The following is a 26159-nucleotide window of genomic DNA, read 5'->3' on the forward strand; positions in this document are numbered from 1 at the left end:
TGGCAAAAAAGGAAAAATCAAAGCGAGCTGGTCACCAGCGTGTCACCGGTTTTTCCGGCGATGGTGAGGGCGGCTTCTTTCAGTAATGTCGCGATCCGTTGCAACTCTTCAGGGGTAGCAAGGTGTTGAGGGAAGGAGAGGCAGAACGCCACGGCTTCGTGAGTGGCCGGGTCGCCTACTGCGCAACTAACGGAAGCCGTGTCGGCAACCGATTCATTAACGGCCGTTGCGTAACCGGCATCGCGGGTACGGGCCACGGCAGCAACCAGCATGCTGACGTCTTGCTGTGTACCGCTAAGCTGCGATACCACCAGCGGGCTGGCAAAAAAATCATGGAGTTGTGTATCGGAAAGACGCGCCAGCAGCGCGCGGCCGGTCGAAGTTCCCCATGCCGGCGAGCGCGAACCCGGCCAGGTAACAACCGGCAGCGCCTGACGGCCGTGGATCACCCGCAGCACAAGGATTTCCTGGTTATCGAGCATCGAGATATAGCCAGTGTATCCCGTGCGTTCGCACAGGTTGCGCAGCGCCGCATCAACGTGATCGCTCAGGGTGATCTGGCGGCTGACGAGATGCGAAGCCGACATAATCAACGGGCCAGGCAGAAAGGTGCCCTGGTTTTCGTCTTTTTCCAGATAGCCCCAGAACTCAAGCTGGCTCATCACGCGCGAAGCGGTACTTTTGGGCATGCCGAGGTGGGTAATCACATCACTGACGCGGATACCGCTTTGCAGATCCACCATCAATTTCAGAATGCTGGCCGTGGTTTCTAAAATGGACATAATGCGGTCTCATAAAATGGGACTGAAGTTTCACTAAATGGAACTGCAAGAAGGGTGCCAGCGTGTAACAAACTGAATTTACAGAAAACGCATAAAATCGATCAGAATTCACGCACTAAAGTAACGATCAAAAAAGGTGCATGAATGGCGACATATCACGCAAATAGTGCAATAAAGCGGCAGGTGATGACGGCGGGCTTGTATCAAAAAAGAATGGCTTAGCTTTTTTTCGTATAACGTTATTCGTATATATTTGTTTTCGCACACGGCGCAAAGAATATAATTCGCACTAATCCAGCCCTCAAATAATTAAGCCGGGCTAATAAAATATTCCGCCAGCAATTTCTGGCAAAATGTTCCGTCCGGAAGGTGTGCAGTGCCAACATGGTTACCCTTAGCGATTGATTCTTTCTGGCCGATGCTTTCCGCAGGGCTAAAATTCACCATTCCCTTAACGCTGATCTCCTTTATTCTTGGGCTGTCGCTCGGTTTTGTGGTTGCGCTTTTGCGCCTGTACGGCCCGGCTTTTTTAAAGCCGGTGGTGCGGTTTTACGTCTGGCTGATTCGCGGTACGCCGTTGCTGGTGCAGCTATTTTTGATTTTCTACGCGTTGCCGAGCGCCGGGATCACCATTGATGCCTTCCCTGCGGCGGTGATTGGCTTTACCGTCAATATTGGCGCGTATACCTCCGAAGTGATCAGAGCAACGCTGCTGGCTGTGCCGAAAGGGCAATGGGAAGCCGCCCACTCCATCAGCATGACCTGGGCGCAGTCTCTGCGTCGTATTATTCTGCCGCAGGCTGCGCGCATCGCCGTGCCGCCGCTCTCTAACACCTTTATTTCTCTGGTAAAAGATACTTCGCTGGCGTCGGTGATCACCGTACCGGAGATGTTTCTTGCCGCGCAGCAAATTGCAGCGGTGACCTATGAACCGCTGATTCTGTACAGCGAAGCGGCGATTATTTATCTGTTCTTCAGTTCTGTGTTATCGCATTTGCAAGAGAAGCTGGAGCGGAAATTAGCGGGTACGACAGTAAAAGGCCAGGTCAATGATAACGCTCTCCAGCATTGAAAAAAGTTTCGACGGCAACCGGGTGCTGAAGGACATCAATTTAACGATTGAAGAAGGCACGGTAACCACGCTGATTGGTCCTTCAGGCAGCGGGAAAAGCACCTTATTGCGTTGCATTAATTTGCTGGAAATTCCTCAGTCCGGGGAGCTGACCATCGGCAAAGAGCGCATCACATTCGCGCCAGGTGCGCGGATCAAAGGCCAGGATATTCGTCGCATCAGCCGCCAGACCGGTATGGTGTTCCAGAACTTCGCGCTGTTTCCGCACATGACCGCCCTCGACAACATCACCGAAGGGCTGGTTACGGTGCATAAATGGGATCGCGAACGCGCTCGCCGCCGTGGTGAAGAGCTGCTGGATAAAGTCGGCATGCTGCACAAACGCGATGCCCTGCCGAATACGCTCTCTGGCGGCCAGCAACAACGCGTGGCGATTGCCCGTGCGCTGGCGCCGTCACCGGCGGTTCTGCTGTGCGATGAACCCACTTCCGCACTCGATCCTGAGCTCTCCGGCGAAGTGGTGTCCGTACTGCGCCAGCTGGCGCTGGAAGGCACCACGATGATCATGGCGACCCATGATTTGCGTCTGGCGGCGAATATCGCCAGCCAGGTGGTGTTTCTGGAAGCCGGGGAAATTGTCGAGTCCGGCTCCGCTAACGATTTGTTTTTACATGCGAAGAAACCCCGTACCGCGGAGTTTATCGCCTCTTTAAGCACAGCGCTCCCGGAACTCGGGGCGAGTTAATTAAAACAACATAGGGTAATGCAGATGAAAGCACTCGCAACATTAGTCGTAGCCGGGATTATGCAGCTTGGTTTTGCCCACGCAGCGCTGGCGCAGGATGATTTGGCAAAGATTCAGTCCGCTGGCGTACTGAAAATCGGGACTGAAGGCACCTATCCGCCGTTCACTTTCCACAATGCTTCCGGCACGCTGGAAGGTTTTGACGTAGAAATTGGCCGTGAAATCGCCAAACGCCTGAAAGTGAACCCGCAGTTCGTTGAAGGTAAATGGGACGGCCTGATCGCCGGTATCGACGCGAACCGTTATGACGTGGTGATCAACCAGGTGGGTATTACGCCGGAACGCGAGAAGAAATTCGACTTCTCCGAGCCGTACATTGCGTCTAAAGCGGTACTGATCGTCAATGACAAAAATAGCAGCATTAAAAGTTTTGCCGATCTGAAAGGCAAAAAATCAGCCCATTCACTGACCAGTAACTACGCCCAGATCGCGCGTAAATACGGTGCGGAAATTGTCCCGACCGACGGCTTTAACCAGTCTATCGATCTGGTGGTGCAGGGCCGTGCCGATGCCACCATCAACGACAACCTGTCGTTCCTCGACTTCAAAAAACATAAACCGTCTGCGCCGGTGAAAATCATCGCCACAGAAGAGAATGCAGAGAAATCCGGCGTGCTGCTGCGCAAAAACAACCCGCAGTTGAAAGCGGCGATTGATAAAGCGCTGGAAGAGATCAAGGCCGACGGCACCTACGAACGTATTTCCCAGAAATACTTTGGTGCGGACGTGTCGAAGTAATTTTTTACCCCTGCTGTAAAAGAGAACCGTAAGCCCGGCTCGGGTTTACGGTTTTTTTATCATCACATGGCTGTAAAATGCGCCAGTTACGCTTTCTGCGAAACGTTTCTTCAACGCCGCCAGAGGCTTCCTGTTTATCGATGTCGGAGATTTATGATGCCGTACAAGCTCTATACAGCCGTGTTGCTTCTCGCTGCCGCAACGTTCTCTGCTACAGCCGCTTCAGCGCCTTCGATTGGCAATTTGATCAATGAACGTTTGTCCTGGATGAAAGATGTTGCCGGTTATAAAGCACAGCATCACCAGGCGATTGAAGATCTACAGCAAGAGGAGAAGGTGCTGGAGAGTACCCTTGCTGATGCTGATTCGCTGGGATTAAAAGGCGAGAGCGTAAGGCCATTTATTCAGGCGCAGATGGACGCCGCCAAGGCGATTCAGTACCGCTATCGCGCCGACTGGCTGGCCGCGCCGGAAACTGACTGGCAGCCTCGCCCGCTTCAGGACGTCCGGACGCAAATCGGCCAACTTAGCGCCCGTATTCTGCAAAGTGTGGCAGCACGATTAAAGTCCGGGCAACCCCTGACGGAACAGGACCGGAAGGCATTTATGCACGCCTTGCAGCAGAAGAATTTACACGAGCAGGATAAGCAGAGGATCTGGGAAACAATGAAAAGGATTTCGTTGAAAGATTAAGTAAAAAGCCCTGCCGAAGCAGGGCTTTTCGTTCTGATTAACTTGCTTTGAAAAGCGAACTCAGAACGGGATATCGTCGTCGAAATCCATCGGCGGTTCGTTAGACGGTGCCGGAGCGGAAGACTGCTGCGGACGAGACTGCGCGCCGCCGCTGAACTGGTTGCCGCCCTGCGGCTGCTGAGGCTGACCCCAACCGCCCTGCTGCTGGCCACCGCCTGCCCCGCCTGCCGGTGCGCCGCCGCCCTGACGACCGCCCAGCATCTGCATGGTGCCGCCCACGTTCACCACCACTTCCGTGGTGTATTTTTCCTGACCGGACTGATCGGTCCATTTGCGGGTACGCAGCTGGCCTTCGATATAAACCTGAGAGCCTTTACGCAGATACTCACCGGCCACTTCCGCCAGCTTGCCGAACAGCACAACGCGGTGCCATTCTGTCTGCTCTTTCATTTCGCCGGTCTGCTTGTCACGCCAGGATTCGGAAGTAGCCAGCGTAATGTTGGCAACTGCGCCACCACTCGGCATATAGCGTACTTCCGGGTCCTGGCCCAGATTACCGACGAGAATCACCTTGTTTACGCCTCTGCTGGCCATGTTCGAGTCTCCTGATACGTTAATACGTTTCTTAGTAGTGTAAACGCGCGAGTGTACCATTTCCATGTAGCAATTTGATAGCTGCGAAGCATGTTCCGGAGATATCGCACTCACGGCGCATTGTTGCACATCGAATCATGATTTGCATTCCAATACTGTATATTCAAACAGGTTAAATTGTGTCATAATTAGCCGTTTGTGATCGCCGGTTGTCCTTCAAACACACCGGGCAAAACGTGTTCCTCCGGGTAAAAGGTGAATGGATTGGATAAGATAGAAGTACGGGGCGCCCGCACCCATAATCTCAAAAACATCAACCTCGTCATCCCGCGCGACAAACTGATTGTCGTCACCGGGCTGTCGGGTTCTGGTAAGTCCTCACTGGCTTTCGACACGCTTTACGCCGAAGGACAGCGCCGCTACGTTGAATCGCTTTCCGCCTATGCCCGTCAGTTTTTATCGCTGATGGAAAAACCGGACGTTGACCATATTGAAGGTCTGTCGCCGGCGATCTCGATTGAGCAGAAATCAACCTCGCACAACCCGCGTTCCACCGTCGGGACAATTACCGAGATCCACGACTATTTGCGTCTGCTTTACGCCCGCGTTGGCGAGCCGCGCTGTCCGGATCACGATGTACCGCTAGCGGCGCAAACCGTCAGCCAGATGGTGGATAACGTGCTGTCGCAGCCGGAAGGCAAGCGCCTGATGCTGCTGGCACCGGTGATTAAAGAGCGTAAAGGCGAGCACACCAAAACGCTGGAAAATCTGGCAAGCCAGGGCTATATCCGCGCGCGTATCGACGGCGAAGTATGCGATCTTTCCGATCCGCCGAAGCTGGAACTGCAAAAGAAACACACCATTGAAGTGGTGATTGACCGCTTTAAAGTACGCAGCGATCTGGCGCAGCGCCTGGCGGAATCGTTTGAAACCGCGCTGGAACTCTCCGGCGGCACCGCAGTGGTCGCCGACATGGACGATACCAACGCGGAAGAGCTTCTGTTCTCCGCCAACTTTGCCTGCCCGATTTGCGGCTACAGCATGCGCGAACTGGAACCGCGCCTGTTCTCGTTTAATAACCCGGCGGGCGCATGCCCAACCTGCGACGGCCTCGGCGTACAGCAATATTTTGACCCGGACCGCGTGATCCAGAACCCGGAACTGTCGCTGGCTGGCGGCGCAATCCGCGGCTGGGATCGCCGTAACTTCTATTATTTCCAGATGCTGAAATCGCTGGCGGATCACTACAAATTCGATGTGGAAGCGCCGTGGGAAAGCCTGAGCGACAGCGTGCGAAAAGTGGTGCTGTTCGGTTCCGGTAAAGAGTCAATTGAATTCAAATATATGAACGATCGCGGCGACACCTCCGTGCGTCGTCATCCGTTCGAAGGCGTGCTGCATAATATGGAGCGCCGCTACAAAGAGACGGAATCCAGCGCGGTACGCGAAGAGCTGGCGAAATTCATCAGCAACCGCCCCTGCGCCTCCTGTGAAGGAACGCGTCTGCGCCGCGAAGCGCGTCATGTGTTCGTTGAAAATACGCCGTTGCCGACCATCTCCGACATGAGCATTGGCCATGCGATGGATTTCTTCAATAACCTGAAGCTTTCCGGTCAGCGGGCGAAAATTGCCGAAAAAGTGCTGAAAGAGATTGGCGACCGCCTGAAGTTTCTTGTGAACGTCGGCCTGAACTACCTGACGCTTTCCCGCTCGGCGGAAACCCTCTCCGGCGGCGAAGCGCAGCGTATTCGTCTGGCGAGCCAGATTGGCGCCGGTCTGGTAGGCGTCATGTACGTGCTGGATGAGCCGTCCATCGGTCTGCACCAGCGCGACAACGAGCGCCTGCTCGGTACGCTGATCCACCTGCGTAATCTGGGGAACACGGTGATTGTCGTCGAACACGACGAGGATGCCATCCGCGCGGCCGACCACGTGATTGATATCGGTCCTGGCGCGGGCGTGCACGGCGGGCAGGTCGTCGCGGAAGGGACGCTCAAGGATATTATGGCGGTGCCGGAATCACTGACCGGCCAGTATATGAGCGGCAAGCGTAAAATTGAGCTGCCGAAACAGCGCGTGAACGCCGATCCGGAAAAAATGCTCAAGCTGACCGGCGCACGTGGCAACAACCTGAAAAACGTCACCCTGACGCTGCCGGTGGGCCTGTTCACCTGTATCACCGGCGTTTCCGGTTCCGGGAAATCGACGCTGATCAACGATACGCTGTTCCCGATCGCCCAGCGCCAGCTCAACGGCGCCACTATCGCGGAACCCGCGCCGTACCGCGATATTCAGGGGCTGGAACATTTCGATAAGGTGATCGACATCGACCAGAGCCCGATTGGCCGCACGCCGCGCTCCAACCCGGCAACGTACACGGGCGTCTTTACGCCAGTGCGCGAGCTGTTCGCCGGGGTGCCGGAATCACGCTCGCGCGGTTACACGCCAGGACGCTTCAGCTTTAACGTGCGCGGCGGCCGCTGCGAAGCCTGTCAGGGCGACGGCGTTATCAAGGTGGAGATGCACTTCCTGCCGGATATTTATGTGCCGTGCGATCAGTGCAAAGGCAAACGCTATAACCGCGAAACGCTGGAGATCAAATATAAGGGCAAAACCATCCACGAAGTGCTGGATATGACCATCGAAGAAGCCCGTGAATTCTTTGATGCCGTTCCGGCGCTGGCGCGCAAGTTACAAACGCTGATGGATGTCGGGCTGACCTATATTCGTCTGGGACAGTCGGCCACCACGCTCTCCGGCGGCGAGGCGCAGCGCGTGAAGCTGGCGCGTGAGCTGTCGAAACGCGGCACCGGGCAAACGCTCTATATCCTCGATGAACCGACGACCGGCCTGCACTTTGCCGATATCCAGCAGTTGCTGGACGTGCTGCATCAGTTGCGCGATCAGGGTAATACCATCGTGGTGATTGAGCACAACCTGGACGTGATTAAAACGGCGGACTGGATTGTCGATCTCGGCCCGGAAGGCGGCAGCGGCGGCGGTGAAATCCTCGTTGCCGGTACGCCGGAAACCGTCGCCGAATGCGAAGCCTCGCACACGGCGCGATTCCTTAAACCGATGCTGAAATAGCGGCTACGAGCGGGTTGATCCTTCATAAAGCTGGTGCCGGATATTTTCCGGTACCAGCTCCATCGCCTGCTGATACGAAGCATCCACCAGATAGTAAATCTGCGAATCCGGCAGCGAACCGTCGAGATATACCGTGCTCCAGTGCGCTTTATTCAGATGTCGGCTTGGGCGCACATCTTCATGCTGCTGACGCAGCAGCTCCGCCAGTTCCGGGCTGGTTTTCAGCGACGCCGCCGGGCGACCGTCCACCTCTTTCACCATCGCAAACAGCACATCTGAGACCTTGATTTGCGTGGCTTTCCAGTCGCTGTGCACACTCTGTTCCGCGCCAGGCCTGGACATGCAATATTGCAGCAACTCCGAAATTGTCATCTTTATTCCCCTTGTAGTGTCGCGATAATCGTGCGCGACCCGCCGTGGATACGATGCTCTCCCAGCCAGATCCCCTGCCACGTTCCTAACTGCACGCGCCCATTCCTGACCGGTAGCAGCAGTGAAACACCCAGTGTTGAGGATTTGATATGCGAGGGCATATCATCCGGCCCCTCGTAGTCGTGCTTATACGGTGCGTTGTCCGGCACTGCATTTAAAAAGTGGCGCTCCATATCGTCGCGCACCGTGGAGTCACAATTTTCATTCAGGGTAAGGGAAGCTGACGTGTGCATCAGCAACAGATGCAATAAACCCACCTGCACACGGGAAAGTTCGCGAATTTGATCCAGCACTTCATCAGTGACCAGGTGAAACCCGCGCGATTTCGCGCCAAGCGTGAGCGTCTGTTGATACCACATCGACTGTTCCTTCTGCAAAGAGGCCGTTTTTAAGTGTGCTGCAAATCGGCAAAAGGGCAAATCCGGCGCTTAAAACTCCGAGTCGACAATCACCTCTTCGCCCATAGCACCTGCTTGCGGCAATGGCTTATAGGTGGAATTCGCGGCGCGCAGAATGCGGATTGGCCGGGCTTCGCTCGCACGCGCGGCGGCGATATCACTGTCCGAGTCGCCGTAGAAAATGCGGATCTGCTTCTCCTTCAGCCACTGAATTTTGGTGTTCTGCCCTGGCTGGTCGCCGGCAAAAATCACCGGATTCATATTCGCTGCCGGGATCAGAAAATCCTCCTGCAACGTTTTCGTCACGGTTTCCGTTTTTGTCTGGCTGCGGCCGGTAATGAAAAAGATGCTGTCGCCGCGTTTCACATGCATGGCGATTAACTGACGCGCCACCTCTTTGGGAATGCTGAATGCATCCCAGCCGTTATTCATTTTTTCCCAGAACGCCGGGTTGTGCAGGTAATCATCACTCTCCGGAGACCAGGTTTTCTTACCGCGCCAGAAACCGGGGCTGGAGAAGAGTACCGTATCGTCGATATCAAACCCGACCGCCATTGGCGGGCGCTCCACCAGCGAGCTTTCAATTTGCGCCACGGAAACCCAGTGAACAGGCGCCTGCTCTGCCAGCTTGATGATGTTGGTGCCATCCGCAACCGGAGAAGGCGCAGAGGCGTAAACCGCAAGGCTACCGGACGCCAGCCATAAACAGGCGGCGCCGAAAAGACGAGTGATCGTTCGCATCTTTATCCCTAAATTATCAGTTCGTTATATTCATAAATGGTGCGAATGGTCGAAATGTTATCCGACCTTAACCCCAGCGGCAGATGAAACAAAGGATTTTCTGCTAATTACGCCGATAATGAGAGAACACGGGGGGATAATGACCTTCCGCCCGTTGGCAGAAGGTCGGGGAAAACTAAAAAGTGAGCGAGTGCTTACATTACTGCGGCGAATGCTTGCGCCACGCGTTGCACGTTGCGGCTGTTCAGACCCGCAACACACATACGACCGCTGGCAATCAGGTAAACGCCAAACTCCTCGCGCAGACGATCGACCTGCGCCGCGCTCAGGCCGGTGTAGCTGAACATGCCGCGCTGTTTAAGCAGGTAGTCGAAATTCCCGCCCGGTACGGCTTCGCGCAGCACCTGCACCAGTTGCTGGCGCATTGCCTGAATGCGCGTGCGCATCGTTTCCACTTCCTTCAGCCAGAGCGCCCGTAACGCCGCGTCACCGAGCACGGTCGCCACCAGCTGCGCGCCAAAACTTGGCGGGCTGGAGTAGTTGCGACGGACGGTGGCCTTCAGTTGTCCCAGCACTCGGCCTGCGGCTTCGCTGTCTTCACAGACCACGGAAAGGCCGCCGACACGCTCGCCATACAGGGAGAAAATTTTGGAGAACGAGTTGCTGACCAGCGCAGGCATCCCGGCGCTGGCAATCGCGCGAATAGCGTAAGCGTCTTCTTCCATACCTGCGCCAAAGCCCTGGTAAGCGATGTCGAGGAACGGAATCAAATTGCGCGCTTTCAGCACGCCGACCACCTCGTCCCACTGGGCGTTAGTCAGGTCCGCACCTGTCGGGTTATGGCAGCACGGATGCAGTAACACGATGCTTTGTTCCGGCAGGGTATTCAGTTTTTCCAGCAGTGCCGGGAAACGTACACCGTTGGTTTCATCGTCATACCAGGGGTAAGTGCTTACTTCGAATCCAGCGCCTTCAAAAATGGCGATGTGGTTTTCCCAGGTTGGATCGCTGACCCAGACGCCGGAGTTGGGGAAGTAGCGTTTCAGGAAATCCGCGCCGACTTTCAGCGCGCCGGAGCCGCCCAGCGTCTGGATAGTTGCCACGCGGTTTTGCGCCAGCACCGGGTGGTCGGCGCCAAACAGCAGCGGCGCAATGGAGTGACGGTAGCTGTTCAGCCCTTCCATCGGCAGATAGAGCGATGCACCGTGCGGTTGCGCATTCAGGCGCGTTTCGGCTTCAGCCACCGCCTGCAGGCGCGGAATGATGCCATCTTCGTTGTAATACAACCCGATGCTGAGGTTAACTTTGTCGCTTCTCGGATCTTCTTTAAAACGCTCCATGAGCGAGAGAATCGGGTCGCCAGCATAGGCGTCAACTTTTTGAAACACGCGTGTATTCTCCAGGTTTACAGTCGGCAAGAACAACACAATAAACCGGAAGCCGGGGAAGATCGAGAGGGGCAGCGCTTTCCCGTGCAGGAAAGCGCAAAACGTTTAGTCGAGGTACTGCAGCGACGCCCTGGCGGTCAGGCGCGTAATAAGTTCGTAAGCACTCACTTTTGTGATGACAGCGATACGTTCGACAGGTAAACCTTCACCCCACAGCACCACGCTATCACCGACGCGCTCACGCGCATCCGGGCCGAGATCGACACAAATCATGTCCATTGCCACGCGGCCAACGATCGGCACTTCGCGTCCGTTGACCAGCACGGGCGTGCCGGAAGGCGCAGCGCGCGGATAACCGTCGCCATATCCCATCGCCACTACGCCTAAGCGGGTGTCGCGCGCGCTTTCCCAGGTTCCGCCATAACCGACTGCGTCTCCTGATTTGTGGTCGCGTACGGCAATCAGCGTGGAAGTCAACGTCATCACCGGCTGAAAGCCGAAATCCGCGCCCCACGGTCTGTTCTCCAGCGGCGAAACGCCATAGAGAATGATGCCGGGGCGCACAGCGTCAAAGTGCGACTGCGGCCACAGCAAGGTGCCGCCAGAAGCGGCTATCGAACGCAGGCCCGGTTTGCCTTCAGTAAAAGTGGTGAAAATATCCAGCTGGCGTTCCGTTACGCCGCACTCCGGCTCATCGGCGCGGGCAAAGTGGCTGGCAAAATTCACTGGTTGACGTACATTTTTGCAGCCGGAAAGACGCGCGTAAAACGCCTCAGCTTCATGAGGATGCACGCCAAGACGGTGCATGCCGGTATCCAGTTTCATCCACACCGTTACCGGCGCGGGCAGCGTGGCCGTTTCCAGCGCATCCAGTTGCCAGGGGCTATGGATCACCATTTCAAGCTGGTGCTCTGCCAGTACGGGCAGATCGCTGGCGGCGAAAAAACCTTCCAGCAACAGAATCGGTTGTGTGATTCCCCCTGCGCGCAGTTGCAGGGCTTCTTCGAGACGGGCAACGCCAAAAGCGTCGGCATCGGGGAGCGTTCGCGCGGTCTCCACGAGACCGTGTCCATAGGCGTTCGCTTTCACGACTGCAACCAGTCGGCTGGCAGGAGCCAGCTCGCGCAGACGTTGCAGATTGTGTCGCAGAGCGCGGCGGTTAACTACTACGGTTGCCGCTTGCATGTTTTTCCTCAAAAAACAATTTTCTGCATCATTCGTGTTGCAGGAAGGCGACAAACCCGGGAATCCCCGGGGCTTAGTAAACTAAGTGACCGGGGTGGGCGGGTGCCGTCAACGCACCTGCGGCGCGAAGGATGACGAAAATTTATTCATCGTCGTATTGTGGCCCTGCATAATTATCAAAACGTGACCACTGCCCGTTAAAGGTCAGACGTACCGTACCGATCGGCCCGTTACGCTGCTTACCAATAATGATTTCTGCAATACCTTTTAAATCGCTGTTTTCGTGATAAACCTCGTCACGATAGATAAACATGATTAAGTCGGCGTCCTGCTCGATAGAACCGGATTCACGCAGGTCGGAGTTGACCGGGCGTTTATCGGCGCGCTGCTCCAGAGAACGGTTAAGCTGCGACAGCGCCACCACCGGCACCTGCAACTCTTTTGCCAGCGCTTTCAGCGAGCGGGAGATCTCGGCGATCTCCAGCGTACGGTTGTCGGAAAGCGACGGTACACGCATCAACTGAAGGTAGTCGATCATAATCAGGCCAATCCCGCCGTGCTCGCGGGCAATACGCCGCGCGCGCGAACGCACTTCTGTCGGCGTCAGGCCGGAGGAGTCATCAATGTAGATATTGCGTTTTTCCAGCAGGATCCCCATGGTGCCGGAGATGCGCGCCCAGTCTTCATCGTCAAGCTGGCCGGTACGGATGCGCGTCTGGTCCACGCGCGACAGCGACGCCAGAGAACGCATCATAATCTGTTCTGATGGCATCTCAAGACTGAAGATAAGAACCGGTTTATCCTGCAACATCGCCGCATTTTCGACGAGATTCATGGCAAATGTTGTTTTACCCATCGACGGACGGGCAGCAACAATAATCAGATCTGACGGCTGCAAACCTGCCGTCTTTTTATTGAGATCTTCATAGCCGGTGTTCACGCCCGTGACACCATCATGCGGCTGCTGGAAAAGCTGCTCGATACGCGAGACAGTTGCCTCAAGCACATCGGCGATATTTTTCGGACCTTCGTCTTTATTGGCGCGGCTTTCGGCGATCTTAAACACCCGCGATTCCGCCAGATCGAGCAGATCTTCGCTGGTGCGCCCCTGCGGATCGAAACCGGCGTTAGCGATTTCATTGGCTACCGCGATCATCTCGCGAACCACGGCACGTTCACGCACGATATCGGCATAAGCGCTGATATTCGCCGCACTTGGCGTGTTTTTTGATAACTCAGCCAGATAGGCAAAGCCGCCGACAATATCCAGTTGCCCTTGCAGTTCCAGCGATTCCGCCAGGGTGATCAGGTCGATAGGTTTCCCCATCTCCTGCAAGCGATGCATCTCGGTAAAAATATGACGGTGCGGACGGGTATAAAAGTCTTCGGCCACGACGCGCTCGGCGACGTCGTCCCAGCGCTCATTATCCAGCATTAAACCGCCCAACACCGACTGCTCCGCTTCGATGGAATGTGGAGGCACTTTCATCCCCTCGACCTGTCTGTCAGGGGTTTCAGTCTGTTTGTTGAAGGGTTTATTTCCTGCCATAGTGAATGGAGCTATCCGGGTTATGAATGGTTCGAAAGATTATCACATCAGGAGGAAGCATGGCGACACGAATAGAATTTCACAAGCATGGCGGCCCCGACGTGCTCAGCGCGGTGGAATTTACCCCCGCCGCTCCGGCAGAAAACGAGGTGCAGGTGGAAAATAAAGCCATTGGCATCAACTACATCGACACCTACATTCGCAGCGGCTTATACCCGCCTCCCGCGTTGCCAAGCGGGCTGGGCACCGAAGCCGCTGGCGTGGTGAGTAAAGTCGGCAGTAACGTCACGCATATTAAGGTCGGCGATCGCGTGGTATATGCGCAATCCGGGCTTGGCGCGTACAGTTCGGTGCATAACGTTCTGGCAGACAAAGTGGCCGTCCTGCCAAACGCCATCTCCTTTGAACAAGCCGCCGCCTCGTTCCTGAAGGGGCTGACGGTGTTCTATCTGCTGCGCAAAACCTACGACATCAAACCCAATGAGATCTTTTTATTCCACGCAGCGGCGGGCGGCGTCGGGCTGATTGCCTGCCAGTGGGCGAAAGCGCTGGGCGCGAAGCTTATCGGCACCGTAGGTTCGGCGCAAAAAGCGCAGCGTGCATTACAGGCCGGCGCCTGGCAGGTGATCAACTACAGCGAAGAGAATGTGGTTGAACGCGTTAAGGCGCTGACCGACGGTAAAAAGGTCAGCGTGGTGTATGACTCGGTGGGTAAAGATACCTGGGAAATTTCCCTCGACTGCCTGCATCGCCGTGGGCTGATGGTCAGTTTTGGCAACTCCTCCGGGCCAGTTACTGGCGTGAACCTGGGCATTCTCAACCAGAAGGGCTCTCTTTATGCCACCCGCCCTTCCCTGAACGGCTATATCACCACCCGCGAAGAGTTACAGGAAGCCAGCAATGAGCTGTTCTCACTAATCGCCAGCGGGGTGATTAAAGTGGATGTGGCCGACAACCAGAAGTTCGCACTGAAAGATGCGCAACGGGCGCATGAAGCGCTGGAGAGCCGGGCCACGCAAGGCTCAAGCCTGCTGATCCCGTGAGATAAGTCTCAGAAAGAATTAGGGCTTCCCGCAGGAAGCCCTTTCTTTTTTTAGTTCGGCTGCATTGTAGGGTACAGCGCGATGAATTCGTTAACGCCGCGATAGTGACAGATTTGATATCTAAATCCTATTCGGTTCTAAGCAATGCTGCTGGAAATGTCTCAGGGTTGTGACGAACCACTCAATACTTTAGTAACGCCAGCGGTTATTGCGTTGATAACGTGGAACCTTCGGCTCTTTGATAGTACGAATCACCCAGACTACCGCCACGGCCAGCAGCAGCCAGGGCAACAGTTTGATCATCAAAGCAAAAAGTCCGCCCAAAAACATCACTGCGGCGGCAACCAACAGCGCGGCGATAATGCCGAGCAGTGAAACGCCGGTCACCAGCAACATGACAAAAAAGCCAATAATAAACAGTAGTTCCAGCATGATCTTCTCCAGAGAATCGGTAATGTCTTTTACATTACAAGAAGCATGCCAAAAATAACCTTTTGATTTTAAAATAAAAAGCCCTGCAACGCAGTGCAGGGCTTAGTGAATTTGACTATCTTTTAGTGAAATTTTAACGCTTCGATGCCACCAGGTTTAGCGCGTGCTCCACTACCGAGATATCAGCGCCTGCTTTGTGCGCATTTTCGCTCAGATAACGACGCCACTGACGCGCGCCCGGCACGCCCTGGAATAACCCGAGCATATGACGCGTGATATGACCAAGATAAGCGCCCTGGCTCAGTTCGCGTTCAATGTAGGGATACATTGCGCGAACCACGGCGACAGGATCGGCATCCACAACATCGGCACCGTAAATCTCCCGATCGACAGCGGCCAGAATTCCCGGATTCTGATAGGCTTCGCGCCCGACCATGACCCCATCCATATGCTGCAAATGGGCTTTGGCCTCTTCCAGCGATTTTATACCGCCATTGATCGCCATCTTCAGGTGCGGGAAATCGCGTTTAAGTTGATAGACGCGCGGGTAATCCAGCGGCGGGATCTCGCGGTTCTCTTTTGGACTCAGACCAGAGAGCCAGGCTTTACGGGCATGAATGGTGAAGCTTTCACACTCGCCTTTACCAGCAACGGTACCAATAAAATCGCAGAGGAATTCGTAGCTATCCTGATCGTCGATGCCAATACGGGTTTTCACCGTCACCGGAATAGAAACCACGTCGCGCATCGCTTTCACGCAGTCCGCCACCAGTTGCGCTTCGCCCATCAGGCAGGCGCCAAAACGCCCGTTCTGTACGCGATCGGACGGACAACCGACGTTAAGGTTGATCTCATCGTAACCGCGCGCTTGCGCAAGCTTCGCACAGTGCGCAAGCTGTGCCGGATCGCTGCCGCCCAGTTGCAGCGCCACCGGGTGCTCTTCCTCGCTGTACGCCAGATAATCACCTTTGCCATGAATAATGGCGCCCGTCGTCACCATTTCGGTATAGAGCAGCGTCTGGCGCGACAGTAAACGCAGGAAGTAGCGGCAATGTCTGTCCGTCCAGTCGAGCATCGGAGCGACGCTGAATCGCCCATACCAGTGATTGTCAGAATTTACAGGCATTACGCTGGTTTGGCTGGCGTTAGTCATTTCAGAATTACCGTGCTTTGATTTCCAGAAAAAGAGGTGCTCTCACCGCTATTCCGCCGGTGAGCGAAAGCAATAGACAATAAGATTTTCTATTGTATCACATTCGCTGTAAGTCACTGGAGAAGGCATTTTTTCACCTTGTTGAGACACGGTTCCCTTTCTATATTTTTTCTAACGCACAAGGAGTCTTAACCCAATAGCAGAAAGCTATTGTCAACTGAAACAGGGAGTTATTATGTCTAAACCGTATGTTCGTCTTGATAAAAATGATGCAGCCGTTCTGTTAGTTGATCATCAAACGGGTTTGTTATCTCTGGTAAGAGATATCGAGCCGGACAAGTTCAAAAATAATGTTCTGGCGTTAAGCGATCTCGCCAAATATTTCAAATTGCCCACGATTTTGACCACGAGTTTTGAAACCGGACCGAATGGCCCGCTGGTACCGGAACTTAAAGCGCAGTTCCCGGATGCGCCTTATATTGCCCGCCCGGGTAACATCAATGCCTGGGATAACGAAGATTTCGTTAAGGCCGTCAAAGCAACCGGCAAGAAGCAGTTGATTATTGCTGGCGTGGTGACGGAAGTGTGCGTTGCTTTCCCGGCGTTATCCGCCATTGAAGAGGGCTATGAAGTGTTTGTTATTACCGACGCTTCAGGAACATTCAATGAAATTACACGTCATTCCGCATGGGATCGTATGTCCCAGGCTGGCGTGCAGTTGATGACATGGTTTGGTGCCGCCTGCGAATTACACCGCGACTGGCGTAATGATATTGAAGGTCTGGCAACGCTGTTTTCCAACCATATTCCTGATTACCGTAATCTGATGACCAGCTACGACAAGCTCACCGGTAAATAAGCGCCAATAAAACCGGAGGCGCAATGCCTCCGGTTACTCATCAGAAAGTCACGCTAAGCTGTGCTCCGGCCCCCCAGGTTTGATCTTCACCCACCAGACCCATCAGATCGATATGCACGCGATTAAACGGCGCAAATCCGACACCGCCGGTAAAGACGTTTTTATCATCCCCTTTGACATCCGCGCGGTAACCGGCACGCACCGCCAGCCAGCTCAACGGGCGAACTTCCGCACCCACGCCGACATACTGGGAATTTTTCTCGCTCTTAAAGCCTTTAGTCTCGGTTAAATCACCGTCGGCGCTCAGTGTCAGCAGGTCGTTATGCCATGCCGCGCCTGCCGTCACGACCGGGCTAATCTGGTAAGTATCTTTATAGCTCACCACATCGCCCGTTCTGCCGTTGCGAATACGAATGTCTTTGGTATCAATGTCACGGGAGATCAGGTTTGTACCGGTCAAACCGACCGTCACATTCTCGCCGAAATCCGCGGCCAGGCCAACATCCACGTTGAAGCCGGTATCATCGGTACGGTAGCGGCTGCTGTTCCAGTCACTACTTTTGTAGTCATAAATCGACGCCGTATAGTTGTAGACCCAGGTTTTCTGTAATTTTGGCGTCACACCAACGGATAACGGTACGCCGCCGACATCAAACTGGCGAGCCATCGCAATGCCGTAATCCGAGACGATAGCCGCGCGGCCTGAAGCGGTTGAGTTGAGGTTTTTGGTGATTTCTTCGCTGCCATTCGGCGATATCACCGCATTCAGCGCTTCACCGGCGGCGACGGCGGTGCTGTTCTCAATACTGCGCAGGTAGTCAATGTCCTGCTGATCGATTGACGACGTGACGCGCGCATGGGCATAAGCTTTCGTCACAAATGCCACGGAAAGGACATCATTGGGGATACTTACCGCGATACCGGCGGCGGCTTTGGCCTGCGCTGTTTTCCCTCTCAGAAACTCCAGCTCATTCGCCAAATCGCCCGCGGCGCTCTGAAATTGCCTTACCGTACCGAGCGGATTAGCAATAATTTCCGCAGCGGTGAGGTTATCGACCACATCTTTGTAGCCATCGATTTTGTCATTGATATCGTCGATCTCGTCGCGCAGATTATCTTTGTCGCTAATTTGCGCCTGTACGCTCGGCAGGATGACGGTAATATCATCATCGGGTTTTGCTTTTGCTAACAGTGCCGGGTTGATTAATGGCCCGCTGCCATAATTCGCAGATGCAACGCCCGTTCCCCCCATTGCATCATTACGTGCTTCTGCCCAGGTATTGGCTGCCCCTGCCTGATTTGCCACAAAAAAGGAGACAGCGATCGCGACCAGCGAAAGTTTACGTTTTTTTTCCACAGTATGCGTCTCGTAGCCAGATGAGTTTTAAGCCTGTAAGTATTCGCACAAACAGGAATGCACTATTGCTGTGAATAACGTAAGAAAATGAAGCTAAATTGCCGGAATACCCGTAAGTACCCGGAGATTATTGTTTTAAGTGATGACCATCACTATTTATAGATGACGGAATCCATTTCGGGAAGCGATCCAGAGAAATGGAGATTGCTGGCCACGATCTCGGCGTTTTCGACAGGACATGGTAAAGTGTATGGCTTGTATTTCCCCAACCGGAGAGCGCCTATGGATAAGACCACTTCGCAAGAGATGTTAGCGCAGGCTGAAAAGCTGTGCGTGCAGCGCAACGTGCGCCTGACTCCCCAGCGTCTTGAAGTGTTGAGATTACTCAGCCTGCAACAAAGTGCCATCAGCGCGTACGATCTGCTCGATCTGCTGCGTGAAAGCGAACCGCAGGCCAAGCCGCCGACGGTGTACCGCGCTCTTGATTTCCTGCTGGAACAAGGGTTCGTACATAAAGTCGAATCAACAAACAGCTACGTGCTGTGCCACCTTTTTGACCAGCCGACGCACACATCCGCGATGTTTATCTGCGATCGCTGTGGTTCGGTAAAAGAAGAGCAGGCGGAAGGCGTGGAAGATATTATGCATGCGCTGGCGGCAAAGATGGGCTTTGCTCTGCGACATAATGTCATTGAAGCTCACGGCTTATGTGCAGACTGTGTCGAAGTGGAGTCCTGCCGTCATCACGACCATTGCCACCACGACCACACCGTGCAGGTGAAGAAAAAGCCACGTTAATCTTTTGAGCGGGACGATAGATAAAACAGCTGGAGGGGTGGTACATCCTTGTACCTTCGGGCAGGGTAGCCTTCGAGGGTTAGCACAATGAGGGGATGTGCAGGCTACCAGCGGTAGTCGTTACGCGTTTCCCAATCTGTAACTTCTTTCTCCGCCTGGTCTTTGGCATAACCGTAACGCTCCTGGATTTTACCTACCAGCTGGTCACGTTTACCTTCGATGATGGTCATATCATCATCGGTCAGTTTGCCCCATTTTTCTTTAACAGTGCCTTTGAACTGTTTCCAGTTACCGCCGACTTCGTCTTTATTCATCGTTGACTCCTTATCGTTCGGTTAAATAGGTAATCGTTCTGCTGAACGTACTGATTATTGTAGTTAAGGATTCCGGCAATCGATTTTTATTCGGAATCTTTAACCGTCGAGATGATTAAAAACAGCATAAGCGAGACGAGGGAACAGGCAAAAAACTGGCAATATCAGGAAGGATTCGCGTCGGAAAACCAGCTGCCATTACGCCAGTGGCGACGCCACAGCCAGGCAAGCGTAAGCCCGCGCAGGGCGAGAAAGACGGTCAGCGACAGCCATAAACCGTGATTCCCCAACACCGGAACCGTCAGCAGCGTGACAGCAAACCCGGCAGCGGCAATCGCCATACTGTTACGCATCTCCGCAGCGCGTGTGGCACCGACAAACATGCCATCCAGCAAGTAGCACCACACGCCCACCAGCGGCAGAATCACCTGCCAGAACAGATAATGCCCGGCGAGCGTCTGCAAGGCAGGAAGCGAAGTCAGCAAGGCAATAATGTTGTCGCCTGCCAGCGCATAAATCGCCGCAAAGAACAGCGCCACCAGCCCGGCCTGGCGGCACGCCGCTCGCCAGACTTCCATCAATTGACTGCCGTCGCGCGCGCCGTAGGCCTGCCCGGAATGCGCTTCGACCGCGTAGGCAAAACCATCCAGCGCATACGCTGTAAAGGTGAGAAACATCATCAGCACCGCGTTAGCGGCGACTGTCTCGCCACCAAGACGCGCGCCCAGTACGGTGATTGAGCCAAAGCAGAGCTGCAAGAGCAGCGAGCGCAGCATGATATCGCGGTTAAGCGCTAATAAGCGCCGCATACCGCCGCGCCAGGCATTTTTCAGCGCTGGCAGGGTGATGCCGCGCATCACCAACACGCGGTGCACCATCAGCAGACCGATGGCGAAAGTCGCATACTCAGCCACAACGGTGGCGAGCGCTGCCCCCTGCACATTCATGTGCAGACCCATCACCAGCCACAGGTCGAGAACAATGTTGAGGAGGTTCCCTACCACCAGCAGGATCACCGGAGCACGGGCATACTGCACGCCCAGCAACCAGCCGAGTAATACCAGATTTCCCAACGACGCTGGCGCACTCAGCCAGCGGATATTAAGAAAGCGCCGCGCTTGTTCCAGCACGGCTTCGCTCCCACCGGTGATGTGCAGCGCCAGATCGATGAGCGGCGTACGCAGCAACATAATTCCCCCGCCAGCCAACAGCGCCAGTAGCAGCGGTTGTACCAGCGCGCGCGCCAGCGCAGGTGCGTTTTTAGCGCCAAACGCCTGTGCCGTAAGACCGGTTGTGCTCATCCGCAAAAACAGCAGCAGCATAAACAAAAAGCTGGTTGCCGTTGCGCCAATCGCCACGCCGCCGAGGTAAACAGGGCTATCCAGGTGCCCGACCACGGCGGTATCCACCAGTCCCAGTAACGGAACAGTGATATTGGAGAAGATCATAGGCAGCGCAAGCCGCCACAGTGCTCTGTCAGATGCGTTCAGCAACGGCATGGCAGTGTCGAATCAATGGGGGAAAAGTGTATTACGCAGCGCCACGGTATTCTGTGTCGCTGCGAAAAGAACAGGCGTTAGAGCCATGTACCATTACGGATGACGCCAACCGCCAGCCCTTCAATGGTGAAGTTTTGATCGCGCAGATCGACGACGATCGGGGAAAACTCGCTGTTTTCCGGCAGCAGTTCGACGGTGTTACCCTGTTTTTTCAGACGTTTCACGGTAACTTCATCATCAATACGTGCGACGACCACCTGGCCGTTACGCACGTCCTGCGTTTTATGCACTGCGAGCAGATCGCCGTCCATAATACCGATGTCTTTCATCGACATACCGCTGACGCGCAGCAGGAAATCCGCGTGAGGCTTGAAGAGATCGGGATCGACCTGGTAGTGACCCTCGATATGCTGTTGCGCCAGCAGCGGTTCACCCGCAGCAACGCGGCCAATCAGCGGTAAACCGATATCCTCTTCTTCTTCCAGCAGCAGACGCAAACCACGCGATGCGCCGGAGACGATTTCGATAACCCCTTTGCGCGCAAGCGCTTTCAGGTGTTCTTCAGCCGCATTTGGGGAACGGAACCCCAATTGCTGTGCGATTTCCGCACGCGTTGGTGGCATACCGGTTTGGGTGATGCGATCGCGGATGAGATCGAACACCTCTTGCTGCCTGGCCGTTAATGCTTTCATCCCGCCCCCTGGGTGTATATACAGTTATGCTGTGAGTATATACAGTCAAAGGCGATTTTGGAACCAAATTTAAGCAAAAAACCAGGGAGTTATTGATTTCTGGAAGCGTTATCGAAAATGCGACCAAAGAAGCGAGATCCAGGTAAACAGCGCCAGCAGGATCGACATCAGCACTGCCGCCGATCCCATATCCTTCGCCCGACCGGAAAGTTCGTGAAATTCAGAACCAATTCGGTCTACGACAGCTTCAATTGCACTATTTAGGATTTCAACAATCATTACTAGCGACACCGAGCTAATCAGCAATACCCGTGTGACCGTGTCAATGTCCAGCCAGCAAGCAATAATGATAGCTAAAACAACGGCTACCAGCTCCTGACGGAAGGCGGCTTCATTGATCCATGCAGCGCGAACGCCCTTCCATGAGTAACCTGCTGCTTTAATGATTCGGGTAATTCCGGTGGTATTATTGGCCATGAAAAGAACCTTTTTATGTAATAAACGTCAATGTCTACATCAGCGTACTGAGGTACAACAGAAATTACGTGCGCTTTCTGATATTCTTGCGGCGCAATGGCACTATTATTAACCAGAGGCTTTTCATCTTTTATGTCCGGTTGGCCACGAATTTACTACAAATTACTGAATTTACCATTAAGTGTACTGGTAAAAAGTAAATCGATACCTGCAGAACCTGCACAGGAACTGGGTCTCGATACTTCACGTCCTATTATGTACGTGCTGCCTTATAACTCTAAGGCAGATTTGATGACGTTGCGTGCTCAGTGTCTGGCGCACGAACTGCCCGATCCCCTGGAACCCCTGGAAATCGACGGCGTATTACTGCCGCGTTTCGTGTTTATTCATGGCGGGCCGCGCGTGTTTACCTATTACACGCCAAAAGAAGAGTCCATCAAACTGTTCCACGACTACCTGGATTTACACCGCAGCCATCCGGATCTGGATGTGCAAATGGTGCCGGTATCGGTGATGTTTGGCCGCTCTCCGGGGCGTGAAAAAGGCGAGATTAATCCGCCGCTGCGCATGCTGAACGGCATCCAGAAATTCTTCGCGATCTCCTGGCTTGGCCGCGATAGCTTTGTGCGCTTCTCGCCGCCCGTCTCCCTGCGCCGCATGGCGACCGAGCACGGCACCGATAAAATTATCGCGCAGAAACTGGCGCGTGTGGCGCGTATGCATTTCGCGCGACAGCGTCTGGCCGCCGTTGGGCCGCGTCTGCCGGCGCGTCAGGATCTGTTCAATAAGCTGCTCTCTTCTAAAGCGATTGCCCGTGCGGTCGAAGACGAAGCGCGCAGCAAAAAAATCTCTCACGACAAAGCGCAGCAAAACGCTATCGCGCTGATGGAAGAGATTGCCGCCAACTTCTCGTACGAAATGATCCGTCTGACCGACCGTATCCTCGGCTTTACCTGGAACCGTCTCTATCAGGGGATCAACGTGCACAACGCCGAACGCGTGCGCCAGCTTGCGCACGACGGCCATGAGATTGTCTATGTGCCCTGCCATCGCAGCCATATGGACTATCTGCTGCTCTCATATGTGCTCTATCACCAGGGGCTGGTGCCGCCGCACATTGCCGCAGGCATCAACCTGAACTTCTGGCCCGCCGGGCCGATTTTCCGCCGCCTGGGCGCCTTCTTTATTCGCCGTACCTTTAAAGGCAACAAACTCTACTCCACTGTGTTCCGCGAATATCTGGGCGAACTGTTCAGCCGCGGTTATTCGGTTGAGTATTTCGTCGAGGGTGGTCGTTCACGTACCGGGCGTTTGCTGGACCCGAAAACCGGTACGCTGTCGATGACCATCCAGGCGATGCTGCGCGGCGGTACGCGCCCAATCACGCTGGTACCGATTTATATCGGTTATGAGCATGTGATGGAGGTGGGCACCTATGCGAAAGAGCTGCGCGGCGCAACCAAAGAGAAAGAGAGCCTGGTGCAGATGGTGCGCGGGCTGAGCAAGCTGCGCAATCTGGGGCAAGGTTATGTGAACTTCGGTGAACCCATTCCGCTGATGAACTACCTGAATCACCATGTTCCGGAGTGGCGCGAATCTATCGATCCCATCGAAGCGATTCGCCCGGCATGGCTGACGCCGACGGTAAATAACATTGCCGCCGATTTGATGGTTCGCATTAACAATGCCGGTGCGGCCAACGCCATGAACCTGTGCTGTACGGCGCTGCTGGCATCGCGCCAGCGTTCATTGACGCGCGAGCAGTTAACCGAACAACTCAGTTGCTACCTCGAACTGATGCGCAATGTGCCTTACTCGCCGGATTCAACAACGCCTGCCGCCAGCGCGGACGCGCTTATCGACCACGCGTTGCAGATGAATAAGTTCGAAGTCGAGAAAGACACCATCGGCGATATCATTATTCTGCCGCGCGAACAGGCAGTATTGATGACCTATTACCGCAACAACATTGCCCACATGCTGATGCTGCCGTCGCTGATGGCGGCGATCGTGACCCAGCATCGCGCCATCTCCCGTAGCGATATTCTGCGTCACGTTGAGCTGCTCTATCCGCTGCTGAAAGCCGAACTGTTCCTGCGCTGGGAAAAAGCCGAGCTGGCGGAAGTGCTGGAAAACCTGACGCAAGAGCTGCTGCGCCAGGGCTTAATTACCGTCAAAGACGATCTCCTGAGCATCAACCCGGCCCATTCCCGGACGCTGCAACTGCTGGCCGCCGGTGCGCGCGAGACGTTACAGCGCTATGCCATCACCTTCTGGCTGCTTGGCAACACGCCGTCAATGAACCGCAGCACGCTGGAAAAAGAGAGCCGCACGCTGGCGCAACGTCTGTCTGTGCTGCATGGCATCAACGCGCCGGAATTCTTCGACAAAGCGGTATTCTCCACGCTGGTGTTAACGCTGCGTGATGAAGGGTATATCAGCGACAGCGGCGATGCAGACCCGACGCGAACGCTGGGCGTTTACCAGATGCTGGCAGACTTGATAACGTCGGATGTGCGTCTGACGATTGAAAGCGCGACGCAAGCGGAAGTGTAAGCCGGGACGTATCCGCCGGATGTCGCTTGCGCTTATCCGGCCTGTGGGATGAGAGAACCCCGCAGGCCGGATAACATGCAGCCGCGTCCGGCAGTTTTTAGATTCAGTGCAGGTAACTAAAAGCCAGCCCTAAAAACAGCACCAGCCCCACGTAGTTGTTATTCATAAAAGCTTTAAAACAGGCGTCGCGTTCGCGCCCCGCAATCAATATCTGTTGATAAACAAACAGCACGCCCGCCACCAGTACCGCAGCGTAATACGCCCAGCCCAGCCCGTTCAGCCAGCCAATGGACGCCATCAGCGCCAGCACGGCAACCTGCAAAATACCAATAATTAGCTTGTCGTAGCGACCAAACAAAATCGCCGTCGACTTGATGCCAATCTTCACATCATCATCGCGATCAACCATAGCGTACTGGGTATCGTAGGCCACCGCCCACAGAATATTGGCGAAAAACATGGTCCAGCAGCTTAGCGGTACAGATTCGCTTACAGCTGCAAACGCCATCGGAATTGACCAGCCAAATGCCGCGCCGAGCACCACCTGCGGCAGATGCGTGTAGCGCTTCATAAACGGATAAACCCACGCCAGCGCCAGCGCCGCCACCGACAGCAGGATGGTCATCATATTCAGCGTCAGCACCAGCGCAAAGGCCAGCAGCACCAGAACAACAAACAACACCCGCGCTTCATTTTCCGTGACCGCGCCGCTGGGCAGCGGTCGGTTCGCCGTGCGTTTAACATGCCCGTCGAATTTGCGATCCGCGTAATCATTCACCACGCAGCCCGCCGCGCGCATCAGCCAGACGCCCGCAACAAACACCAGTAAGATCCACAGCGGCGGCACGCCAGGCGTTGCCACCCATAACGCCCACAGCGTTGGCCACAACAGCAACAACGCGCCAATCGGTTTGTCCGTACGCATAAGCCTGTGAAAGGCTAACAACTTAGTCTGCGTGAGACTCCACTCCATTCTATTTTCCTCTTAGTACAGCGGCGACGCAGGCAAAAACAGTTCTGTAAGCATCAAGGGTTTCCCCCCCAGACGCAGGCGGGAACGCCGTCCCCACAGCTGCTCATAACGGCCAATATCAATAAAATCACGCGTAAGCGTTGAAGAGGTAAAGAGATATCGCCCAAGCGGCGTATTGCCCAGCCGTTGCAGCGCCATCTCCGGGCCGCTCAGGGTCGATTCCGGCACAACGGTGCGCCCGGCAAGCCAGGGTTCACCATCTGCGCAAAGGATAATCTCCCGTAACCAGTAACGTGCCTCTTCCGGTAAATGTGCGCGTTCGGGCGCAATCTCGTCCGCCGTGACAAAGCCTTCCTGAATCAATGTGACGCTGACTTTTTTACCTTGCTGCTCAAAACGTTTGGTCATGGAATCTTCCAGCAACAGCCAGTCCAGCAGTTGTGGTTCCAGTTCGGGTATTGCGTCTACATAGCGCAGCGCACGCAATTGCGTAAGCGCAGGGTGTGACATGCCTTACTCTCCGGTACATAACGTAGCAA

General features: G+C 54.7%; 26 protein-coding genes. 9 read left to right on the plus strand and 17 right to left on the minus strand.

What is annotated here, in order from left to right:
- Positions 1 to 17: 17 nt before the first annotated feature.
- Positions 18 to 782 carry an IclR family transcriptional regulator gene (locus tag CWM66_RS24205; RefSeq protein WP_007372447.1) on the minus strand — a complete coding sequence of 255 codons (765 nt, stop codon included), beginning with the start codon at positions 780 to 782 and terminating at the stop codon, positions 18 to 20.
- 376 nt (positions 783 to 1158) lie between these two features.
- Here CWM66_RS24205 and CWM66_RS24210 point away from each other — a divergent pair, with 376 nt between their 5' ends.
- The 4 genes from CWM66_RS24210 (at position 1159) to CWM66_RS24225 (ending at position 4090) form a co-directional block, all read left to right on the plus strand.
- On the plus strand, positions 1159 to 1854 hold the full coding sequence (locus CWM66_RS24210; protein WP_007372446.1) for an amino acid ABC transporter permease: 696 nt from the start codon (positions 1159 to 1161) through the stop codon (positions 1852 to 1854).
- Complete coding sequence (locus CWM66_RS24215; protein WP_007372445.1) at positions 1832 to 2599, plus strand: amino acid ABC transporter ATP-binding protein; 768 nt, start codon at positions 1832 to 1834, stop codon at positions 2597 to 2599. Before CWM66_RS24210 ends, CWM66_RS24215 begins: the two co-directional genes overlap by 23 nt.
- A gap of 24 nt (positions 2600 to 2623) precedes the next feature.
- Positions 2624 to 3397, plus strand: coding sequence for an amino acid ABC transporter substrate-binding protein (locus tag CWM66_RS24220; RefSeq protein WP_007372444.1), 774 nt, complete (start codon positions 2624 to 2626; stop codon positions 3395 to 3397).
- A gap of 156 nt (positions 3398 to 3553) precedes the next feature.
- Positions 3554 to 4090, plus strand: coding sequence for a chorismate mutase (locus tag CWM66_RS24225; RefSeq protein WP_035889716.1), 537 nt, complete (start codon positions 3554 to 3556; stop codon positions 4088 to 4090).
- 60 nt (positions 4091 to 4150) lie between these two features.
- Here the strand turns inward: CWM66_RS24225 and ssb1 are convergent, their stop codons facing one another.
- On the minus strand, positions 4151 to 4684 hold the full coding sequence (gene ssb1 / locus CWM66_RS24230; protein ID WP_007372442.1) for a single-stranded DNA-binding protein SSB1: 534 nt from the start codon (positions 4682 to 4684) through the stop codon (positions 4151 to 4153).
- 264 nt (positions 4685 to 4948) lie between these two features.
- Between ssb1 and uvrA the strand changes: the two genes are divergently transcribed.
- Entirely contained in the window at positions 4949 to 7774 is a 2826-nt protein-coding gene (gene uvrA / locus CWM66_RS24235; RefSeq protein WP_007372441.1) for an excinuclease ABC subunit UvrA, read from the plus strand.
- Between the two features lie 3 nt (positions 7775 to 7777).
- Here uvrA and CWM66_RS24240 read toward each other — a convergent pair whose 3' ends face one another.
- The 6 genes from CWM66_RS24240 to dnaB all read right to left on the minus strand — a co-directional run bounded on the left by CWM66_RS24240 (position 7778) and on the right by dnaB (position 13467).
- Positions 7778 to 8146, minus strand: coding sequence for an MmcQ/YjbR family DNA-binding protein (locus CWM66_RS24240; RefSeq protein WP_007372440.1), 369 nt, complete (start codon positions 8144 to 8146; stop codon positions 7778 to 7780).
- Between the two features lie 2 nt (positions 8147 to 8148).
- Positions 8149 to 8565 carry a secondary thiamine-phosphate synthase enzyme YjbQ gene (locus tag CWM66_RS24245; protein WP_007372439.1) on the minus strand — a complete coding sequence of 139 codons (417 nt, stop codon included), beginning with the start codon at positions 8563 to 8565 and terminating at the stop codon, positions 8149 to 8151.
- Between the two features lie 69 nt (positions 8566 to 8634).
- Positions 8635 to 9345: an acid phosphatase AphA gene (gene aphA / locus CWM66_RS24250; RefSeq protein WP_007372438.1), complete on the minus strand. Its 711-nt coding sequence runs from the start codon at positions 9343 to 9345 to the stop codon at positions 8635 to 8637.
- Positions 9346 to 9539: 194 nt separating this feature from the next.
- Entirely contained in the window at positions 9540 to 10733 is a 1194-nt protein-coding gene (tyrB, locus tag CWM66_RS24255) for an aromatic amino acid transaminase (RefSeq protein WP_079517094.1), read from the minus strand.
- Between the two features lie 105 nt (positions 10734 to 10838).
- Complete coding sequence (alr, locus tag CWM66_RS24260) at positions 10839 to 11918, minus strand: alanine racemase (RefSeq protein WP_107147426.1); 1080 nt, start codon at positions 11916 to 11918, stop codon at positions 10839 to 10841.
- Positions 11919 to 12060: 142 nt separating this feature from the next.
- Entirely contained in the window at positions 12061 to 13467 is a 1407-nt protein-coding gene (dnaB, locus tag CWM66_RS24265) for a replicative DNA helicase (RefSeq protein WP_007372434.1), read from the minus strand.
- A gap of 59 nt (positions 13468 to 13526) precedes the next feature.
- On the opposite strand from dnaB, the gene CWM66_RS24270 reads away from it, so the two are divergent.
- Entirely contained in the window at positions 13527 to 14510 is a 984-nt protein-coding gene (locus tag CWM66_RS24270; protein WP_072440882.1) for a quinone oxidoreductase, read from the plus strand.
- 189 nt (positions 14511 to 14699) lie between these two features.
- Here CWM66_RS24270 and pspG read toward each other — a convergent pair whose 3' ends face one another.
- Complete coding sequence (gene pspG, locus CWM66_RS24275; RefSeq protein ID WP_007372432.1) at positions 14700 to 14942, minus strand: envelope stress response protein PspG; 243 nt, start codon at positions 14940 to 14942, stop codon at positions 14700 to 14702.
- A 133-nt stretch (positions 14943 to 15075) separates the two neighbouring features.
- Positions 15076 to 16095 carry a tRNA dihydrouridine(20/20a) synthase DusA gene (gene dusA / locus CWM66_RS24280; protein WP_090398293.1) on the minus strand — a complete coding sequence of 340 codons (1020 nt, stop codon included), beginning with the start codon at positions 16093 to 16095 and terminating at the stop codon, positions 15076 to 15078.
- A 235-nt stretch (positions 16096 to 16330) separates the two neighbouring features.
- Here dusA and ycaC point away from each other — a divergent pair, with 235 nt between their 5' ends.
- Positions 16331 to 16954 (plus strand): isochorismate family cysteine hydrolase YcaC, encoded by a 624-nt coding sequence (gene ycaC / locus CWM66_RS24285; RefSeq protein WP_007372430.1) that lies wholly within the window; start codon positions 16331 to 16333, stop codon positions 16952 to 16954.
- Positions 16955 to 16994: 40 nt separating this feature from the next.
- Here ycaC and traF read toward each other — a convergent pair whose 3' ends face one another.
- Positions 16995 to 18311, minus strand: coding sequence for a conjugal transfer protein TraF (gene traF / locus CWM66_RS24290; protein WP_007372429.1), 1317 nt, complete (start codon positions 18309 to 18311; stop codon positions 16995 to 16997).
- Between the two features lie 282 nt (positions 18312 to 18593).
- Here traF and zur point away from each other — a divergent pair, with 282 nt between their 5' ends.
- Positions 18594 to 19109, plus strand: coding sequence for a zinc uptake transcriptional repressor Zur (zur, locus tag CWM66_RS24295; protein ID WP_007372428.1), 516 nt, complete (start codon positions 18594 to 18596; stop codon positions 19107 to 19109).
- 104 nt (positions 19110 to 19213) lie between these two features.
- On the opposite strand, the gene CWM66_RS24300 is transcribed toward zur, so the two are convergent.
- The 4 genes from CWM66_RS24300 to CWM66_RS24315 all read right to left on the minus strand — a co-directional run bounded on the left by CWM66_RS24300 (position 19214) and on the right by CWM66_RS24315 (position 22091).
- Positions 19214 to 19423, minus strand: coding sequence for a CsbD family protein (locus tag CWM66_RS24300; protein WP_007372427.1), 210 nt, complete (start codon positions 19421 to 19423; stop codon positions 19214 to 19216).
- 164 nt (positions 19424 to 19587) lie between these two features.
- Positions 19588 to 20922 carry an MATE family efflux transporter DinF gene (gene dinF / locus CWM66_RS24305; RefSeq protein WP_007372426.1) on the minus strand — a complete coding sequence of 445 codons (1335 nt, stop codon included), beginning with the start codon at positions 20920 to 20922 and terminating at the stop codon, positions 19588 to 19590.
- Positions 20923 to 20999: 77 nt separating this feature from the next.
- Complete coding sequence (lexA, locus tag CWM66_RS24310; RefSeq protein WP_007372425.1) at positions 21000 to 21614, minus strand: transcriptional repressor LexA; 615 nt, start codon at positions 21612 to 21614, stop codon at positions 21000 to 21002.
- A 108-nt stretch (positions 21615 to 21722) separates the two neighbouring features.
- The gene (locus tag CWM66_RS24315) at positions 21723 to 22091 is read right to left on the minus strand and encodes a diacylglycerol kinase (RefSeq protein WP_007372424.1); all 369 of its coding nucleotides are present in this window, start codon (positions 22089 to 22091) and stop codon (positions 21723 to 21725) included.
- Positions 22092 to 22223: 132 nt separating this feature from the next.
- On the opposite strand from CWM66_RS24315, the gene plsB reads away from it, so the two are divergent.
- Positions 22224 to 24647, plus strand: a complete 2424-nt coding sequence (gene plsB / locus CWM66_RS24320; protein WP_007372422.1) for a glycerol-3-phosphate 1-O-acyltransferase PlsB — start codon at positions 22224 to 22226, stop codon at positions 24645 to 24647.
- 103 nt (positions 24648 to 24750) lie between these two features.
- Here the strand turns inward: plsB and ubiA are convergent, their stop codons facing one another.
- A complete protein-coding gene (gene ubiA / locus CWM66_RS24325) occupies positions 24751 to 25620 on the minus strand; it encodes a 4-hydroxybenzoate octaprenyltransferase (protein ID WP_035889711.1) in 870 nt (289 codons plus the stop codon).
- A 12-nt stretch (positions 25621 to 25632) separates the two neighbouring features.
- On the minus strand, positions 25633 to 26130 hold the full coding sequence (ubiC, locus tag CWM66_RS24330; RefSeq protein ID WP_071921808.1) for a chorismate lyase: 498 nt from the start codon (positions 26128 to 26130) through the stop codon (positions 25633 to 25635).
- Between the last annotated feature and the right edge of the window lie 29 nt (positions 26131 to 26159).

The organism is Kosakonia sp. H7A (assembly GCF_003028445.1).
GTDB classification, from domain to species: domain Bacteria; phylum Pseudomonadota; class Gammaproteobacteria; order Enterobacterales; family Enterobacteriaceae; genus Kosakonia; species Kosakonia radicincitans.

What these genes read in the sequence shown, in the direction of transcription:
- ssb1 (WP_007372442.1), bottom strand. Translation starts at nt 4,684, where the DNA reads ATGGCCAGCAGAGGCGTAAACAAGGTGATTCTCGTCGGTAATCTGGGC.
- zur (WP_007372428.1), top strand. Translation starts at nt 18,594, where the DNA reads ATGGATAAGACCACTTCGCAAGAGATGTTAGCGCAGGCTGAAAAGCTG.
- pspG (WP_007372432.1), bottom strand. Translation starts at nt 14,942, where the DNA reads ATGCTGGAACTACTGTTTATTATTGGCTTTTTTGTCATGTTGCTGGTG.
- CWM66_RS24270 (WP_072440882.1), top strand. Translation starts at nt 13,527, where the DNA reads ATGGCGACACGAATAGAATTTCACAAGCATGGCGGCCCCGACGTGCTC.
- dnaB (WP_007372434.1), bottom strand. Translation starts at nt 13,467, where the DNA reads ATGGCAGGAAATAAACCCTTCAACAAACAGACTGAAACCCCTGACAGA.
- alr (WP_107147426.1), bottom strand. Translation starts at nt 11,918, where the DNA reads ATGCAAGCGGCAACCGTAGTAGTTAACCGCCGCGCTCTGCGACACAAT.
- ycaC (WP_007372430.1), top strand. Translation starts at nt 16,331, where the DNA reads ATGTCTAAACCGTATGTTCGTCTTGATAAAAATGATGCAGCCGTTCTG.
- CWM66_RS24245 (WP_007372439.1), bottom strand. Translation starts at nt 8,565, where the DNA reads ATGTGGTATCAACAGACGCTCACGCTTGGCGCGAAATCGCGCGGGTTT.
- dusA (WP_090398293.1), bottom strand. Translation starts at nt 16,095, where the DNA reads ATGACTAACGCCAGCCAAACCAGCGTAATGCCTGTAAATTCTGACAAT.
- ubiC (WP_071921808.1), bottom strand. Translation starts at nt 26,130, where the DNA reads ATGTCACACCCTGCGCTTACGCAATTGCGTGCGCTGCGCTATGTAGAC.
- plsB (WP_007372422.1), top strand. Translation starts at nt 22,224, where the DNA reads ATGTCCGGTTGGCCACGAATTTACTACAAATTACTGAATTTACCATTA.
- CWM66_RS24205 (WP_007372447.1), bottom strand. Translation starts at nt 782, where the DNA reads ATGTCCATTTTAGAAACCACGGCCAGCATTCTGAAATTGATGGTGGAT.
- CWM66_RS24220 (WP_007372444.1), top strand. Translation starts at nt 2,624, where the DNA reads ATGAAAGCACTCGCAACATTAGTCGTAGCCGGGATTATGCAGCTTGGT.
- ubiA (WP_035889711.1), bottom strand. Translation starts at nt 25,620, where the DNA reads ATGGAGTGGAGTCTCACGCAGACTAAGTTGTTAGCCTTTCACAGGCTT.
- CWM66_RS24315 (WP_007372424.1), bottom strand. Translation starts at nt 22,091, where the DNA reads ATGGCCAATAATACCACCGGAATTACCCGAATCATTAAAGCAGCAGGT.
- CWM66_RS24240 (WP_007372440.1), bottom strand. Translation starts at nt 8,146, where the DNA reads ATGACAATTTCGGAGTTGCTGCAATATTGCATGTCCAGGCCTGGCGCG.
- dinF (WP_007372426.1), bottom strand. Translation starts at nt 20,922, where the DNA reads ATGCCGTTGCTGAACGCATCTGACAGAGCACTGTGGCGGCTTGCGCTG.
- CWM66_RS24300 (WP_007372427.1), bottom strand. Translation starts at nt 19,423, where the DNA reads ATGAATAAAGACGAAGTCGGCGGTAACTGGAAACAGTTCAAAGGCACT.
- CWM66_RS24225 (WP_035889716.1), top strand. Translation starts at nt 3,554, where the DNA reads ATGCCGTACAAGCTCTATACAGCCGTGTTGCTTCTCGCTGCCGCAACG.
- lexA (WP_007372425.1), bottom strand. Translation starts at nt 21,614, where the DNA reads ATGAAAGCATTAACGGCCAGGCAGCAAGAGGTGTTCGATCTCATCCGC.
- CWM66_RS24215 (WP_007372445.1), top strand. Translation starts at nt 1,832, where the DNA reads ATGATAACGCTCTCCAGCATTGAAAAAAGTTTCGACGGCAACCGGGTG.
- aphA (WP_007372438.1), bottom strand. Translation starts at nt 9,345, where the DNA reads ATGCGAACGATCACTCGTCTTTTCGGCGCCGCCTGTTTATGGCTGGCG.